Annotated in this window: 16 protein-coding genes; 9 read left to right on the top strand and 7 right to left on the bottom strand. The window is 70.7% G+C overall.

Annotation, left to right across the window (positions count from 1 at the left end):
- Nucleotides 1-16: 16 nt before the first annotated feature.
- The 3 genes from QE416_RS15060 to QE416_RS15070 are packed head-to-tail and all read left to right on the top strand — an operon-like array spanning nucleotide 17 to nucleotide 3,008.
- Nucleotides 17-1,336, top strand: a complete 1,320-nt coding sequence (locus QE416_RS15060) for a magnesium transporter MgtE N-terminal domain-containing protein (RefSeq protein WP_210074401.1) — start codon at nucleotides 17-19, stop codon at nucleotides 1,334-1,336.
- On the top strand, nucleotides 1,336-1,863 hold the full coding sequence (locus tag QE416_RS15065; RefSeq protein ID WP_210074399.1) for a DUF1003 domain-containing protein: 528 nt from the start codon (nucleotides 1,336-1,338) through the stop codon (nucleotides 1,861-1,863). The genes QE416_RS15060 and QE416_RS15065 overlap by 1 nt, the downstream gene beginning before the upstream one ends.
- The gene (locus QE416_RS15070) at nucleotides 1,860-3,008 is read left to right on the top strand and encodes an Mrp/NBP35 family ATP-binding protein (RefSeq protein WP_307317406.1); all 1,149 of its coding nucleotides are present in this window, start codon (nucleotides 1,860-1,862) and stop codon (nucleotides 3,006-3,008) included. Before QE416_RS15065 ends, QE416_RS15070 begins: the two co-directional genes overlap by 4 nt.
- A 254-nt stretch (nucleotides 3,009-3,262) precedes the next feature.
- On the opposite strand, the gene QE416_RS15075 is transcribed toward QE416_RS15070, so the two are convergent.
- A complete protein-coding gene (locus QE416_RS15075; protein WP_210074387.1) occupies nucleotides 3,263-3,634 on the bottom strand; it encodes a Sec-independent protein translocase TatB in 372 nt (123 codons plus the stop codon).
- A 72-nt stretch (nucleotides 3,635-3,706) separates the two neighbouring features.
- Here QE416_RS15075 and QE416_RS15080 point away from each other — a divergent pair, with 72 nt between their 5' ends.
- Complete coding sequence (locus QE416_RS15080; RefSeq protein WP_210074385.1) at nucleotides 3,707-4,342, top strand: O-methyltransferase; 636 nt, start codon at nucleotides 3,707-3,709, stop codon at nucleotides 4,340-4,342.
- Between the two features lie 64 nt (nucleotides 4,343-4,406).
- Here QE416_RS15080 and QE416_RS15085 read toward each other — a convergent pair whose 3' ends face one another.
- The 3 genes from QE416_RS15085 to dapE form a co-directional block, all read right to left on the bottom strand.
- Nucleotides 4,407-4,577, bottom strand: coding sequence for a DUF3117 domain-containing protein (locus tag QE416_RS15085; RefSeq protein WP_074615842.1), 171 nt, complete (start codon nucleotides 4,575-4,577; stop codon nucleotides 4,407-4,409).
- A gap of 93 nt (nucleotides 4,578-4,670) precedes the next feature.
- Nucleotides 4,671-5,894, bottom strand: coding sequence for a hypothetical protein (locus tag QE416_RS15090; protein ID WP_307317409.1), 1,224 nt, complete (start codon nucleotides 5,892-5,894; stop codon nucleotides 4,671-4,673).
- Nucleotides 5,891-6,967 (bottom strand): succinyl-diaminopimelate desuccinylase, encoded by a 1,077-nt coding sequence (gene dapE / locus QE416_RS15095; RefSeq protein WP_267786921.1) that lies wholly within the window; start codon nucleotides 6,965-6,967, stop codon nucleotides 5,891-5,893. Before dapE ends, QE416_RS15090 begins: the two co-directional genes overlap by 4 nt.
- A 42-nt stretch (nucleotides 6,968-7,009) precedes the next feature.
- Between dapE and dapD the strand changes: the two genes are divergently transcribed.
- Entirely contained in the window at nucleotides 7,010-7,930 is a 921-nt protein-coding gene (dapD, locus tag QE416_RS15100) for a 2,3,4,5-tetrahydropyridine-2,6-dicarboxylate N-succinyltransferase (RefSeq protein WP_267786920.1), read from the top strand.
- 599 nt (nucleotides 7,931-8,529) lie between these two features.
- Here dapD and QE416_RS15105 read toward each other — a convergent pair.
- The 3 genes from QE416_RS15105 to QE416_RS15115 form a co-directional block, all read right to left on the bottom strand.
- Complete coding sequence (locus QE416_RS15105) at nucleotides 8,530-9,825, bottom strand: citrate synthase (RefSeq protein WP_115918874.1); 1,296 nt, start codon at nucleotides 9,823-9,825, stop codon at nucleotides 8,530-8,532.
- A gap of 141 nt (nucleotides 9,826-9,966) precedes the next feature.
- Nucleotides 9,967-10,125 (bottom strand): hypothetical protein, encoded by a 159-nt coding sequence (locus QE416_RS15110; protein WP_307317413.1) that lies wholly within the window; start codon nucleotides 10,123-10,125, stop codon nucleotides 9,967-9,969.
- 43 nt (nucleotides 10,126-10,168) lie between these two features.
- The gene (locus QE416_RS15115) at nucleotides 10,169-11,005 is read right to left on the bottom strand and encodes an AraC family transcriptional regulator (RefSeq protein ID WP_307317415.1); all 837 of its coding nucleotides are present in this window, start codon (nucleotides 11,003-11,005) and stop codon (nucleotides 10,169-10,171) included.
- Nucleotides 11,006-11,087: 82 nt separating this feature from the next.
- Here QE416_RS15115 and QE416_RS15120 point away from each other — a divergent pair, with 82 nt between their 5' ends.
- From QE416_RS15120 to QE416_RS15135, 4 genes are read left to right on the top strand one after another with little or no spacing between them, the layout of a single operon-like run.
- Nucleotides 11,088-12,143, top strand: coding sequence for an ABC transporter substrate-binding protein (locus QE416_RS15120; RefSeq protein ID WP_307317418.1), 1,056 nt, complete (start codon nucleotides 11,088-11,090; stop codon nucleotides 12,141-12,143).
- A 7-nt stretch (nucleotides 12,144-12,150) separates the two neighbouring features.
- Complete coding sequence (locus tag QE416_RS15125) at nucleotides 12,151-13,206, top strand: iron ABC transporter permease (RefSeq protein ID WP_307317421.1); 1,056 nt, start codon at nucleotides 12,151-12,153, stop codon at nucleotides 13,204-13,206.
- Nucleotides 13,203-14,294, top strand: a complete 1,092-nt coding sequence (locus QE416_RS15130) for an iron chelate uptake ABC transporter family permease subunit (protein ID WP_307317423.1) — start codon at nucleotides 13,203-13,205, stop codon at nucleotides 14,292-14,294. The genes QE416_RS15125 and QE416_RS15130 overlap by 4 nt, the downstream gene beginning before the upstream one ends.
- On the top strand, nucleotides 14,291-15,094 hold the full coding sequence (locus QE416_RS15135; RefSeq protein WP_210074368.1) for an ABC transporter ATP-binding protein: 804 nt from the start codon (nucleotides 14,291-14,293) through the stop codon (nucleotides 15,092-15,094). The genes QE416_RS15130 and QE416_RS15135 overlap by 4 nt, the downstream gene beginning before the upstream one ends.
- Nucleotides 15,095-15,120: the final 26 nt, after the last annotated feature.

Consider the following 15,120-nt stretch of genomic DNA (forward strand, 5'->3'; position numbering starts at 1 on the left):
GGACTACGCTGGTCCAGTGAGCACGCAAAGGGTATTCGTCGCCCGCTTGGCGGGCTGCACGGTGTTCGACCCGGCGGGAGACCGTCTGGGTAAGGTGCGCGACGTCGTGGTGATCTACCGCGCGTCCGCCGCGCCGCGCGTCGTGGGGCTCGTCGTCGAGATTCCCGGACGACGACATGTGTTCGTGTCCATCGGGCGCGTCACCTCCATACAGGCCGGTCAGGTCATCACGACCGGCCTGATCAACGTGCGCCGCTTCCAACAGCGCGGGGGCGAGGTGCGTGTCATGGCGGAGATGCTCGGCCGTCGCGTGCGCCTCGTCGACGGTTCCGGCACCGCCGTGATCGAGGACGTCGCGATCGAGCGCAACCGCCTGGGCGAGTGGGACGTGGGGCAGCTGTTCCTCCGCCGCCCGCGCACGAGCGCGTCGCCCTTCGCCAAGGGCGCGACGACCTTCGCCGCGTGGGGCGAGGTGCGCGAGAACCAGACGCCCGGCGAGGCGCAGTCCGCCGAGCAGCTGGTTGCGACCTACTCCGAGCTCAAGCCGGCCGACCTCGCCAACACGCTGCTCGATCTTCCCGAGGAGCGCCTCATCGAGGTCGCCGAAGAGCTGAGCGACGACCGCCTGGCCGACGCCCTCGAGGAGATGCCCGAGGACGAGCAGGTGCACATCCTCGAGCAGCTCGGGGACGAACGCGCCGCCGACATCCTCGATGCCATGGAGCCCGACGACGCGGCCGACCTTCTCGGTCAGCTCCCCGAGTCGCGCTCCGAGCAGCTGCTCGACCTCATGGAGCCGGAAGAGGCCGACGACGTCCGCGCCCTCCTGCAGTACGGCCCCGACACCGCCGGTGGTCTCATGACGCCGGAGCCGATCGTGCTCTCGGCCGACGCGACGGTGGCCGAGGCCCTGGCCCTCATCCGGCGGCACGAGCTGCACCCCGCCCTCGCGGCATCCGTCTTCATCACCCTGCCCCCGTACGAGACGCCCACCGGGCGTCTGCTCGGCACGGTCCACTTCCAGCGCATGCTGCGGTACCCGCCGCACGAGCGCCTGGGCGCGATCATCGACGACACGCTCGAGCCGGTCACCGCAGACGCCACCGCGGCCGAGGTCGCCCGTCTGCTCGCGAGCTACAACCTCGTGTCGCTGCCCGTGGTCGATCAGGCGCACCGCCTCGTCGGCTGCGTGAGCGTCGACGACGTGCTCGACTACCTGCTGCCCGACGACTGGCGCACGCACGACAGCGACGATCCGAGACCCCGGACGACCACGAGGTCCACCGCGACCGCGAGCATCCCCCAGATCACCCCGCAGACCCCGAGGAGGCGCTGATGGCACGCAACAACCGCAAGCCCGCTCTCGACGCCCCGCGCGGCCGCACCGGCGTCCTGGCCCCGCGCGCTCCGCAGCCCTCGCGCGACCGCTTCGGACGGTTCACCGAGTGGGTCGCCCGCGCGATGGGGACGCCCACCTTCCTGCTGTCGCTGACGCTGTTCTGCGTGGTGTGGATGGGCTGGAACTCGATCGCGCCCGACGAGTTGCGTTTCGACTCCGCAGCGATCGGCTTCACCGCGCTGACGCTCGTGCTCTCGCTCCAGGCCTCGTACGCCGCTCCCCTGATCCTGCTCGCGCAGAACCGACAGGACGACCGCGACCGCGTGCAGATCGAGCAGGACCGTCAGCGTGCCGAGCGAAACCTCGCCGACACCGAGTACCTCGCCCGCGAGATCGTGGCGCTGCGCATGGCCGTGCGCGATCTGACCGACGAGGTCATCACGAAGGACACGCTGCGCGCCGAACTGAAAGCGGCGCTCGAGCGCCTCGACGACCACGACGACGCTCCTCGGCCCGCCTCGTGACCGACGCCCTCGCCGAGAGCGTTCGCCGAGCGGTCGCCGCCGTCACCGATCCGGAACTGCGGCGGCCGCTCGGCGAGCTCGACATGGTGCGCGAGATCACGGTCTCGGGTGCGACCGCCGAGGTGGGCATCGCCCTGACGATCGTCGGCTGCCCCGCCGCGGATCGCATCGAAAGAGACGTCCGGGATGCCGCGGCCTCGGTCGCTGGCATCGACGCGGTCGACGTGCGGGTCGGGGTGATGTCGCCCGACGAGCGCAAGGCCCTCACCGAGAAGCTGCGCGGTGGGCGCGCGAAGCGCGAGATGCCTTTCGGCCCGGACTCGCTCACGCGCGTGATCGCCGTCACGAGCGGTAAGGGCGGAGTGGGCAAGTCGACCATCACCGCGAACCTCGCCGTGGCGCTCGCGGCGAAGGGGCTTCGCGTCGGGCTGATCGACGCGGACGTGCACGGATTCTCGATCCCGGGCCTTCTCGGCCTCGTCGACGACGACGGCCTGCCGCCGGCCCCCACCAAGCTCGACGACCTGATCCTGCCACCCGTGGCGTACGGGGTGAAGGTCATCTCGATCGGCATGTTCCTGCGGCGACCCGGAGAGGACGCCGCGGGAGCCGTCGCCTGGCGCGGACCGATGCTGCACCGCACCGTTCAGCAGTTCCTCACCGACGTGTTCTTCGGCGACCTCGACGTGCTGCTGCTCGACATGCCTCCGGGCACGGGCGACGTCGCGATCTCGGTGGGGCAGCTGCTCCCCCATGCCGATGTGCTGGTCGTCACGACCCCGCAGGCGGCGGCCGCCGAGGTGGCCGTCCGCTCCGGGCTCGTCGCACGCCAGACCGGCCAGCATCCGATCGGGGTGATCGAGAACATGGCGGCCATGACCCTCCCCGACGGCACCGTGCTCGACCTGTTCGGCGCGGGCGGCGGCGAGGAGGTGGCCCGCGCCCTGTCGAGCGACGACGTGCGCGTGCCGCTGCTGGCATCCGTGCCGCTCAGCCCCGCGCTCCGCGCCGGCGGTGACGACGGACGACCCGTGGTCCTGTCGCAGCCCGACGACCCGGCCGCTCGCGCGATCGACGCCGCCGCCTCCGCATTGGCCGTGCGACCGCGGGGTCTCGCGGGCAAGGCGCTCCGCCTGAACGTCTGACCCTCGCCGCCCCCCGTCACGGTGCGACCCCGGGCCACGGCATCCGGATCGCGCTCTCCGCCGCGCCGCCCCGCCGAGCCGCTCCCGTCACGAGAACAGGGCGCCGCCACGAGAACAGGACGATTCGTGGCGGATCGGCCTGTTCCGGTGACATCCCCTGTTCTGGTGACACGCGGTCTGACGCCGCCCCGCCCGGTTCCGGCCTCTCCGACAGCCTCAGGGACCTCCGCCCGGGGCAGCCGCCGGAATCCGCGTCAGGTCGCCTCGTCGTCGAACGGCGGGAGCTCGCCCGCCACGAAGGGGGTGGATGCCGGTTTCTCGCGCGCTGCGAGAGCGGCGGCGCCCGCGGCACGCATGGTCGCCGTCGGGGTGTCGTCGAGCAGCGCCTCGCGGATGATGCGGCGCGGGTCGTACTGACGCGGGTCGAGCTTCTTCCAGTCGACGTCGTCGAACTCCGGGCCCATCTCGTCGCGCATGCGCGTGCGCGCACCCTGAAGCGTCTCTTTCGCACGCTTGGTGAATTTGGCCAACGCCTCCGCGTAGCGCGGGAGGCGCTCGGGGCCGACGAGGACCGCTGCGATCACGCCGATCAGCATCAGCTTCTCGATCGTGAGGCCGAAGAACATGGGACCAGATTACCGGCCTCGCCTAGGGGGCGAGCGACCATCGGCCGTCTAGCCTGATCTGAGGAGGTCCACGTGAGCGGTCATGAGGCGAACGAACGGTTCGTGCAGGAGTCGACGGTCGAGCCCGAGCACATCGCTCGCGCCCGGGCGCACGCGCTCGAGCTCGGAGCGGCGCCGATCAGCCCCGCGGTCGGAGCCCAGGCGGCCGTGATCTCGGCGGCATCCCGTGCTCTCAACATCGTCGAGGTCGGCACCGGAGGCGGAGTCTCGGGCCTGTGGCTGCTGCACGGCTCGCCCCGTGCGACGATCACGACGATCGACAGTGAGCCGGAGCACCTCGGGGCCGCCCGCTCCGCGTTCATCGACGCCCGCGTACCCGCCGCGCGCGCCCGGTTCATCACCGGTCGGGCCTCGGATGTCCTGCCGCGAATGAACGAGGCGTCGTACGACATCGTCTTCATCGACGCCGACCCCGAAGGCGTCATCGAGTACGTCGAGCACGGTCTGCGTCTCGTGCGCGCCGGCGGAACGGTGCTCATCCCCCGTGTCCTCGCGCACGGTGCGGCCGACCCGGTGCGCCGCGACCCGGTGACTACGGCCTACCGTTCGCTCATCCAGGAGGTGCAGTCCTCCCCCGCCGTCATCGGCGCGCTGTCGACCACCGGCGAAGGGCTGCTGCAGCTCACGACGCGGCCGACCGAGGTCTGAGTCTTCCGAACGCACGAAGAAGGCCGGCCCCCGAAGGGACCGGCCTTTTCTGCGTCGATGGTCGTCAGGCGGTGACGACACCACCGAGCACGTCGTAGAGTTCCTTCGCCTCGGCGTCGTTCACCGAGACGACGAGTCGCCCGCCACCCTCGAGCGGCACGCGCACGATGATCAACCGGCCCTCCTTCACGGCCTCCATCGGTCCGTCGCCGGTACGCGGCTTCATGGCTGCCATCGCGGCCCCCTTTTCGTCGTTGGTCTGCCTGAGAAGTTTACCGGTATCCTGCGCGGCGGGTCGTACCGCGTGGTCGACGGACGTGAACGGGGATCAGGGAATCTGCCAGTACGCGTTCGCGAGGGCGTACATGTTGTAGATCCACCACCACTGTCCGAGCAGAGCGAGAGCGAGGACGCCGATCCGCCATCGGCGTGATTGCGGCACCGCGAGAGCCCCCCACAACGGCGAGATCGGCACCAGCAACCGGAAGATGCTCGACTGCGGGAAGAACACCAGCAGCAGGTAGACCAGGTAGCTCGCCGACCACAGTCGCACCTCGATGCCGAGGCGCTTCACCTGCGGGGAGAACAGCAACAGCGCGGCCACGGCCAGCACGAGCACTGCCAGGAAAACGTATCCCGTCGCCGCGCCCAGCCCCCAGCGGGCGAACCAGAATCCCGCGGCCTGCACGAACCCGTCGACGGGGAGGAACCCGCCGCTCGAATCGCCGAGCCAGTTGCGTCGCCACGCGAGCTCGGTGGCGAGATACGCGCCGGGGTCGCCGGTGACGAAGCCCGCGATCGCCTGCCACGCGAAGCCCACGACGACCGAGAGTCCGCCCAGGGCCACGAGGTGCGCGATATCGCGCGTCGGCAGCGGATCCGTCCGACGATGGAGGAAGCGATGGATGCCGTAGAGCCCGAGGAACAGGGCGAAAGCCAGGATGCCGGGGCGTGTGAAACCCATCGCGGGAACGAGCAGGTAGAGCCAGGTCCATTGCAGCCGCTGAACACACCGGATAGCGAGGAAGAGGAAGAAGAGGAACAACGCCTCGGCGTACCCCACCTGGAACAGGGCTGCCAGCGGCCCGCACGCGAAGAAGACCACGGCCCACATCGCAGCCGACGCGCCGATGCGCTCGCGCAGCAGGGAGTGCAGCACGAGACAGGCTCCGTAGCCCGCGGCCAGCGAGATCGTTATGGCCCCCGCGCCCCACGACCCGAGCAGGAAGCCCAGCCCGGCCGAGAGGTACGAATACAGGGGCATGAACGCCCAGGCGTTCTCGGCGACGTGACCGCCCGCGGCGATCGGCAGATCCACCGGGTACCCCGACACCGCGGCGAGCCAGTACCACTGCGCGTCCCACCCCAGGGCGAGCTTCTCGAGCGAGGGCGCGATGCCGTAGCGCGAACCCGGGCCCGACAGCGCTGACGCGAGAAGGAAGAAGCCCGTCGTGACCACGCGCGCAGCGATGTAGACGATCGCGATGCGCGCCGCCAGGGGCAGACGCTCCCCCCAGGCGACCCGCGTGCGCGTCGTGGCCGCGGTGGTCACGACCCGCTCAACCAGGCGCGCAGGCCTTGCTCGACGGCGTCGATCTGCGCGAGAGGGACTCGTTCCTCGTCGTGGTGCGCGAGATGCGGGTCGCCGGGGCCGTAGTTGACGGCCGGGATGCCGAGGGCCGAGAACCGCGCCACATCGGTCCAGCCGTACTTGGGTTTCGGCGTGGCACCCACGGCATCCACGAAGTCTCTCGCGAGAGCCGCGTCGAGGCCCGGGCGAGCGCCCTCGGCCACGTCGACGATCTCGACGTCGAAGCCGGTGAACACGTCGGTGACGACGCGGATCGCGGCCGCGGCGTCGCGGCTCGGAGCGAAGCGGTAGTTGACCTCGACGGCGCACGCGTCGGGGATGACGTTGCCCGCGACACCGCCCGAGATGCTGACGGCATTGAGGCCCTCGCGGTAGACGAGACCCTCGACCTCGATCTCGCGGGCTCGGTACTCGGCCAGGCGCGCGAGGATCGGCGCCGCCTTGTGGATCGCGTTCTCGCCGATCCACGATCGCGCGCTGTGCGCGCGGACGCCCTCGGTGCGCACGATCGCGCGAAGCGTTCCGTTGCAGCCGCCCTCGACCTCGCCGTTGCTGGGCTCGCCGAGGATCGCGAAGTCTCCCTCGAACAGATCAGGACGGTTGCGCGACAGCCGACCGAGGCCGTTCAGAGCGGAGTCGACCTCTTCGTGGTCGTACCACATCCACGTGATGTCGACCGGGGGCTCGGTGAGCTCGGCGGCGAGCTTGAGCTGCACCGCGACGCCGGCCTTCATGTCGACCGTCCCGCGCCCCCAGATGACCTCGACCCCGTCGACCGTGCGGTCCTCGACGGGGAGGTTCCGGTTGATCGGCACGGTGTCGATATGCCCGGCGATCACGACCCGGCGCTCGCGCCCCAGATTGGTGCGGGCGACGATGGTGTCGCCATCGCGGATGACCTCGAGATGGACGTACGCGGAGACGGCGGCCTCGATGGCATCCGCGAGAGGGGTCTCATCTCCCGAGACGCTGTGGATGTCGCAGACCGCTCGGGTGAGGGCGGCCGAGGACTGGGTGAGGTCGAGCGCGAGCATGCCCCGATCTTCGCACAGGCGGTGCCCCACTACCCTGGGACCGTGAGCAACGAACGACGCATCAGCGCTGCCGGCCTCTCGACACGAACCACCGGGGGGACGGTGCTCGATGCCTGGTTCCCGAAGCCGGTCCTGGGCGACTCGAACGACCTGGATGCCGAGAAGGCGGCGCTCGCATCCTCCACGGGCCCCGATGAGCGACGCGGAGTCGTCGTCGAGACGGTGTCCCTCACGATCGACGCCGACGAGGCCCCCGCCTCGACGATCGATGCCTACCTGCGTCTGCACGCGCTGTCGCACCTGCTCGTGCGCCCCAACGAGATCAACCTCGACGGGATCTTCGGCCACCTTCCCAACGTCGCCTGGACCAACGCCGGCCCCGTGCACCCCGACGACGCGGCCCGGCTGCTGCCGCAGCTCAAGCGTCACGGTATCGAGCTGCAGGGTCTCGACAAGTTCCCGCGCCTCACCGACTACGTGCTCCCCGCGGGCGTGCGCATCGCCGACGCCTCGCGCGTGCGCCTGGGCGCGCACCTCTCCCCCGGCACGACCGTGATGCACGAGGGCTTCGTCAACTTCAACGCCGGCACGCTCGGCTCCTCGATGATCGAGGGCCGCGTGTCGCAGGGCGTCGTCATCGGCGACGGCACCGACATCGGCGGCGGCGCCTCGATCATGGGCACACTGTCGGGCGGCGGCACCCACCGCGTCTCGATCGGCGCGCGTACCCTCCTCGGTGCGAACGCGGGTATCGGTATCTCGCTCGGCGACGACTGCGTCGTCGAGGCGGGTCTGTACGTCACCGCGGGAACCAAGGTGAAGGTCGGTGACGAGACGATCAAGGCCGGGGAGCTTTCCGGCCGCGACGGCATCCTGTTCCGCCGCAACTCGCTCACCGGCACCGTCGAGGCCTCGGCCCGCGCGGGTGTCGGCGTCACCCTCAACGAGGCGCTGCACGCATAAGGCGCGATCGCTCGGGCCGGGGCGGTGCGGGCATTGCGTCGCCGCGGGGTGTCGCGCTGCGTCGACGTCCCGCTGCCTCCCCACCCCGCGCATAAACGCGATCCGCGCTCAGAAACGCGAGCACAGCGCGTTTACGCGCGGTGAGAGTGTTTATGCCGCGGCCGAACCCACCGGGGGCCCACCGCGCGCAGCGCTGCACCCGGGGCGCGACGCGCCCGGCCCACGGCATCCGCCCCTCACGCAGCCGCACCCACCGACGAGCCCACCGCGCGCAGCGCCATACCCACCAGGGCCCACCGCGCGCAGCGCTGCACCCGGGGCGCGACGCGCCCGGCCCACGGCATCCGCCCCTCACGCATAAACGCTCCCCGCGCACACAAACACGCTCTCCTCGCGTTTGCGCGCGCCAAGAGCGTTTATGCGTGCAGCCGCACCCACCGACGAGCCCACCGCGCGCAGCGCCCTACCCACCAGGGCCCACGAGGCCCAGCGCCGCACCCGCGGAACCCGCCGCGCGCAGCGCCGCGCCCTTGGCGCTCGCCCCGCGCACGGCGAAACGCCCCGCCCCTCGCGAGAGGGACGGGGCGTTTCGGATCCGGTCAGACGCCGGGATAGTTCCGCTCGGCGGCACCCGTGTACAGCTGCTGCGGGCGACCGATCTTGGTCTGCGGGTCGGTAATGGCCTCGCGCCACTGCGCGAGCCAGCCGGGCAGGCGTCCGATCGCGAACAGCACGGTGAACATGCGCGTGGGGAACCCCATCGCCTTGTAGATCACGCCGGTGTAGAAGTCGACGTTCGGGTAGAGGCGACGCTCCTTGAAGTAGTCGTCCTCGAGAGCGATCTGCTCGAGCTCTTTGGCGAGGTCGAGCAACGGGTCGCTGACGCCGAGGGCCTCGAGCACCTCGTCGGCCGACTCCTTGACGAGCTTGGCGCGCGGGTCGTAGTTCTTGTAGACGCGGTGACCGAAGCCCATGAGCTTGACGCCCTGCTCCTTGTTCTTCACCCGCTCGACGAAGCGCTCGACGCTCTCGCCCGAGTCGCGGATGCGCGCGAGCATCTGCAGCACGGCTTCGTTCGCGCCGCCGTGCAGGGGACCCGAGAGCGCCTGGATACCGGCCGAGATCGAAGCGAACTGGTTGGCCCCTGTCGAGCCGACGAGGCGCACGGTCGAGGTCGACGCGTTCTGCTCGTGGTCCTCGTGAAGCATGAGCAGCAGGTCGAGGGCCTTCGTCATGACGGGGTTGGCCTCGAAGGGCTCGCTGTGCACGCCGAAGTTCAGCTTGAGGAAGTTGTCGACGAAGCCGAGCGAGTTGTCGGGGTAGAGGAAGGCCTGACCGATGCTCTTCTTGTGCGCGTAGGCCGCGATCACGGGGAGCTTCGCGAGCATGCGCACCGTGTTGAGCTCAACGTGCTCGGGGTTGTGCGGGTCGGACTCTGCCTCGTAGTAGGTCGAGAGCGCGGCCGTCGCGGCCGACAGCACCGACATGGGGTGCGCGGTCGGGGGCAGAGCCGAGAACAGGCTCTTGAGGTCTTCGTGCAGCAGCGTGTGACGGCGGATGCGCTCGTCGAAGGACGCCAGCTCGGATGCCGACGGCAGCTCGCCGTAGATGAGCAGCCACGCGACCTCGAGGTAGGTGCTGTTCTTCGCCAGCTGCTCGATCGGGTAGCCGCGGTAGCGGAGGATGCCCTGGTCACCGTCGATGTAGGTGATGTCGGACTTGGTCGACGCCGTGTTGACGAAACCATAGTCGAGCGTGGTGTGACCGGTCTGCTTCGTCAGCGACGCGATGTCGATGCTCGGAACGCCGTCGGTGCCTCGCAGGACCGGGAATTCGGCGGTGGTGCCCCCTACCGTGAGAGTGGCCTTGTCCTGCTGCGTGCCCGCGTCGCTCACCGCGCCTCCTTGCGATTTCTGGTCGCCCGTGTGGTCGAACGCGGGGGCTTGCGGCACCCCGCGATCTTCTCGACCGATGGATGCCACGGGGGTGTCATCCTGGTCGGCCTTCGCCCGGAGGGTCACCCGAGCACAAGGCTTTTACAGCCTAGTAGGCCCACCGACGTACGGATGACACCGCCTGAGGAGGTTGCCCTCCTCGGCCGAGACCGTCGCCACGACGGCGATGGAGGACGACGACCCGTGATCGACGTCGTCGCGCGGGAGCCGCGACTGCCCGGCATCCGACGGGGTGAACATCTCGAGCGATTCTCGGCGTGACGTCGCCGCTCTCGGTCCCGTCTCAGTCGGGCATCTCGCGCGATCGCCCGGCGTAGACGGCCGGAGTCACCCCGAAACGACGGCGGAATGCCGAGATGAAACTGCTGACCGAGTCGTATCCGACCGCGGGGGCCACGACGTGCACCGGTTCTCCCTGCAGCAGAAGCCCCACTGCGGCGTGCAGGCGCGCGCGCACGCGCCACTCGCGGAAGGTGCGCCCGGTGTCGGCGACGAAGGCCCGCGCGACGGTTCTGGCGCTCACACCCACCTCGGCCGCCCAGGCGTCCAGGTCGCGCTCGTCGTCGGGCCGGTCCAGCAGGGCGACGGCAACGGCCCGTGCCCGCGGGTCCTGCGGCAGCGCGACGACCTCGCGCGCGACGGGAGCCTCGGCGACGAGGTCGCTCAGGATCGCGAAGCACGACTGGCGGCGCCCCTCTGCACGATCACCCGCGGCGAGGTGGCTTAGCAGGGCGCCGCCGAGCGGGTCGAGGGCGAGCACCCGGGCGCGCTCCCACCCCGTGCGCGCGGGCCGGTGACGCTGGTCGACGTAGGCACTGACGAGTTCCCCCGGCTCGGTGAAGCGCATCTCGTGGAGGACGCCGGCGGGGATCCAGACCTGGTGGTCGCGGCGCAGGTGCCAACGGTCGGCCCCGACCGAGACCTCCATGGAGCCGGACGCCATCCAGGCGAGCTGATCCTCCTCGTGGCGGTGCGGGTCGAAACCGGCGCCGGCGCTGACCGACGTCGAGATCACCGCGAATTCCGCCGATGTCCAGTGGCGACTATGGGTGGCCTCGGATACGGCATCTGTCGAACCGGGATGTTCGCTACGCGACATCACGGTGTCGTGATCCAACATGGAATGTCTCCTCACGACGATGGCGGGCAAGATAAGGCAAGGCTAACCTAGCGGCGCCCGTCCCATCGACCCGAGAGTCCGCATGCCTGCTCCCCGCCATCGCTCCCGCCCCGTACGCCTCGCCGCACTGGGCTCCGTCCTCGCCGTCGCCGCGGCCCTGCTCGCCGGCTGTGGCAGCACTGCCGAGGCCGGCGCCCGCAACGCCACCTACTCGACACAGCCGAGCGACACCTTCCCCGTGACGGTCACCCACCAGTTCGGCGAGACGACCGTCACGGCCGAGCCGCAACGTGTCGTCGTGGTCGGCCTGACCGAGCAGGACGTCCTGCTCGAGCTCGGCACGCCCCCGGTCGCCACGACCGAGTGGTACGGCGAACAGCCCTACGCCGTCTGGCCCTGGGCCACGGATCTGCTCAACGGCGCCGAGCCCACCGTGCTCTCCGCGACCGACGGCCTCGAGTTCGAGAAGATCGCCTCTCTCGAGCCCGATCTCATCGTCGGCACGAACGCCAAGCTGACCGCCGACGACTACACCAAGCTCAGCGCCATCGCCCCCACGATCGCGAGCGTCGCCGGCACCGAGGGCTACTTCTCGGACTGGAAGGGACAGACCCGTCAGATCGCGCAGGCGATGGGGCGCAGTGCCGAGGGCGAGAGCCTGATCACCGGAATCGAAGAGAAGTACGCGGCAGCCGCCGCGGCGCACCCCGAGTTCGCGGGCAAGACCGCGTCGTTCTCGCAGGGCGGCCCGTGGCAGGGCAGCATCTACGTCTACCCCGACGGCTTGAACACCGATTTCCTCACCGATCTGGGCTTCGTGATCACGCCGGGGCTCGACAAGTACGTGCAGCAGAAGGGCGCGCAGGCGCTCATCTCGGGTGAGAACATGTCGCTCATCGACGCCGACGTCATCGTCTTCGCCACCGAGAGCGCTGAGTCGCTGCCCGCGCTGCTCGACTTCGGCACGACCCGCTCGTTGAGCGCGGTCGCCGGCGGCCGAGCCGTGTACACCGACGCGGAGCTGGCCGGAGCCATCTACTTCCTCACGCCGCTGAGCCAGAAGTACGTTCTCGACGAGCTCGTGCCGCGCCTCGAAAAGGCCGTCGCGGGGACCTCGCCGCAGAGCGTCGAGGGCTGATCCTCCGGTGACGCCCTCGCCGTCGGTCGCGTCGCGCCCCAGCGCGCGGCGCGACCGCCTCCCCTCGCTCCCACTGCGTCGGCGGGCCGCCGGTCTCGTCATCGCCGTGCTGGCACTCGCCCTCGCGGCTGGCCTGAGCATCGCGGTCGGCTCGAACGCGCTCGGCCCCACCGAGATATGGCACGCGCTGACCAGCCCCGACGGCGGTGTCGGCGATCAGATCGTGCTCGACCTGCGCCTGCCGCGCACGATCGCCGCGATCGTCGCCGGAGTGGCCCTGGGCCTCGCCGGCGCCCTGATCCAGGCCTTCACCCGCAATCCGCTGGGCGATCCCGGCATCCTGGGGGTGGATGCCGGAGCAGCCCTGTTCGTCGCCGTCGGCGTCGTGCTGGGGGCCGTGACGGCACTGCAGTTCCTACCGTGGGCTTTCGGAGGCGCACTGCTGGTCACGGTGACGGTGTACGCGATCGGCGGTGTCGGACGCGGCGGGCCCGACCCGGTGCGCCTGACCCTGGCCGGTGTGGCCGTCGGAGCCGTCCTGATGGGGATCACCAGCGCGATGATGCTGCTGGATCCGGTGACCTTCGCGCGACTGCGCGGCTGGAGCGCCGGGTCATTCGTGGAGCGCGGCTGGGACGTCATCGTTCCCGTGCTGCCCTTCGTCGGAACCGGCGTCGTCGTTGCCCTCGCGTGCGCGCGGTCGCTGAACGCCCTGGGCCTCGGCGACGACCTGGCCGCCTCCCTCGGCACGCGCCTCGTGCGCACGCGCGTGCTGTCGGTCGTCGCGATCACCGTGCTCGCCGGGTCGGCGACCGCGATCGCCGGCCCCATCGCCTTCGTCGGGCTCATGGCCCCGCACGTCGCGCGCTGGATCGTCGGCCCCGACCAGCGCTGGATCCTGCCGTACACGATGGTCATCGCCCCCACCGTGCTGCTGCTCTCCGATGTGATCGGGCGGGTGGTGCTGTGGCCGAGCGAGGTTCCCGTGGGCATCGTCACCGCGTTCGTGGGCGCGCCCGTGCTCATCGCGCTCGTCCGGCGCGCGAAGGCGAGCAGCCTGTGACCGCCCTCTCCCCCGGCTCCAATCGGCCGGAAGCAGGTCGCGGTCTCGCGGGCGGCCCCCGCACCGTCGTCGTGCGCCACGGGCTGCTGTCGCTGCGCCTGCGCGTGCGCACCCTCGCGGTCGGCGGCGCCATCGCCGCGGTCGCCCTCGCGCTGGCGATCCTCGCCCTGTACCTGGGCGACCTGGCGCTCACCCCCGGCCAGGTGGTCGGCGCCCTGCTCGGGATCGACGGCGGCTTCACCGCCACCGTCGTGCGCGAGTGGCGTCTGCCGCGCGTGCTCGCGGCCCTGATCTTCGGTGCCGCCCTGGGCGTCTCGGGCGCGGTGTTCCAGTCGCTCACCCGCAATCCGCTGGCCAGCCCCGACGTCATCGGTCTGTCCGCGGGCTCGTACGCCGGCGGGCTCAGCGTCATCCTCCTGGTCGGGGCCGGTGCCGGCACTGTCGCGGTGTCGGGAGGCGCGATCGGCGGCGGTCTCGTCGCGGCTGCTCTCGTCTACGCGCTCGCGTACCGCCGCGGCATCCAGGGTTTCCGTCTGATCGTGGTGGGCATCGGTGTCTCCGCCATGCTGCAGGCGCTCAGCACGTACCTGCTGCTGCGCGCGAAGGTCGAGGTCGCGATGATCGCCGCGGTGTGGGGCGCGGGTTCGCTCTCGCCGGTCGGCTGGTCTCAGGTGCTGCCCGCCACCGGGGTCATCGTCGCCGCGTGCGCTGCGCTGGGGCTGTTCTCCCGTGCTCTGTCGCGCCTCGAGCTCGGCGACGATGCCGCCCGGGCACTCGGCATCCGGGTCGAGAAATCGAGGCTGGGGCTGGTCGTCTGCGCCGTCGCACTCACCGCCGCGGTCACCGCGTCCGCCGGTCCGATCGCCTTCGTGGCGTTGGCCGCCCCGCAGATCGCCCTCCGTCTGACCCGCACCGCGGGCATCGCTCTCGCACCATCGGCGCTCGTCGGGGCGGTCGTGCTGCTCGCGTCCGACATCGTCGCCCAGCACGTGCTGCCCATTCCCCTGCCCGTGGGCCTGGTCACGGTCGTCGTCGGCGGGCTCTACCTCGTCTGGCTCCTCATCCACGAAACCCGGAGACGCGCATGACCGCTCCCGCCCGCCTCACCGCCCAGGGCCTCACGATCGGCTACGACCGGCGGGTGATCTCCGAGAACCTATCGATCGCCATCCCCGACGGATCGTTCACCGTGATCGTGGGGGCGAACGCCAGCGGCAAATCGACCCTGCTGCGCGCGCTCGCCCGCCTGCTCGCGCCGACCGCGGGCGTGGTGCGCCTCGACGACCGGCCGCTGGGCGAGTACCAGCCGAAGGAGCTGGCGCGCGCGGTGGGTCTGCTGCCGCAGACCTCGCTCGCCCCCGACGGCATAACGGTCATCGACCTCGTCGCCCGCGGACGGCATCCGCACCAGGGGTTCTTGCGGCAGTGGTCGATCGACGACGAAGCGGCGGTGACCGAGGCGATGGATGCCACGGGCACGGCCGATCTGTCGGGGCGGCTCGTGTCGGAACTCTCCGGCGGCCAGCGCCAGCGCGTCTGGATCGCCATGGCCCTGGCCCAGCAGACGCCCATCCTGCTGCTCGACGAACCCACGACGTTCCTCGACATCGCGCACCAGATCGAGCTGATGGAACTGCTCACCGATCTCAACGCCCAGGGGCGCACCCTCGTCGCGGTGCTCCACGACCTCAACCAGGCGGCCCGCTACGGCACCCATCTCATCGCCGTGAAAGACGGATGCGTCGTCGCCGAGGGCGCCCCGGCCGAGGTCGTGACGGCAGAGATGGTCGAGGAGGTCTTCGGGCTGCGCTGCGTGGTCACCCCCGATCCCGTCTCGGGGTCGCCCGCCGTGTCCGCCCTCGGACGGGATCGAACGGCGCCGCGATGAGGATGCTGCTTCAGGCGCCTACGGAG

The sequence above is a fragment of the Microbacterium sp. SORGH_AS_0421 genome (assembly GCF_030818635.1).
Taxonomy (GTDB): domain Bacteria; phylum Actinomycetota; class Actinomycetes; order Actinomycetales; family Microbacteriaceae; genus Microbacterium.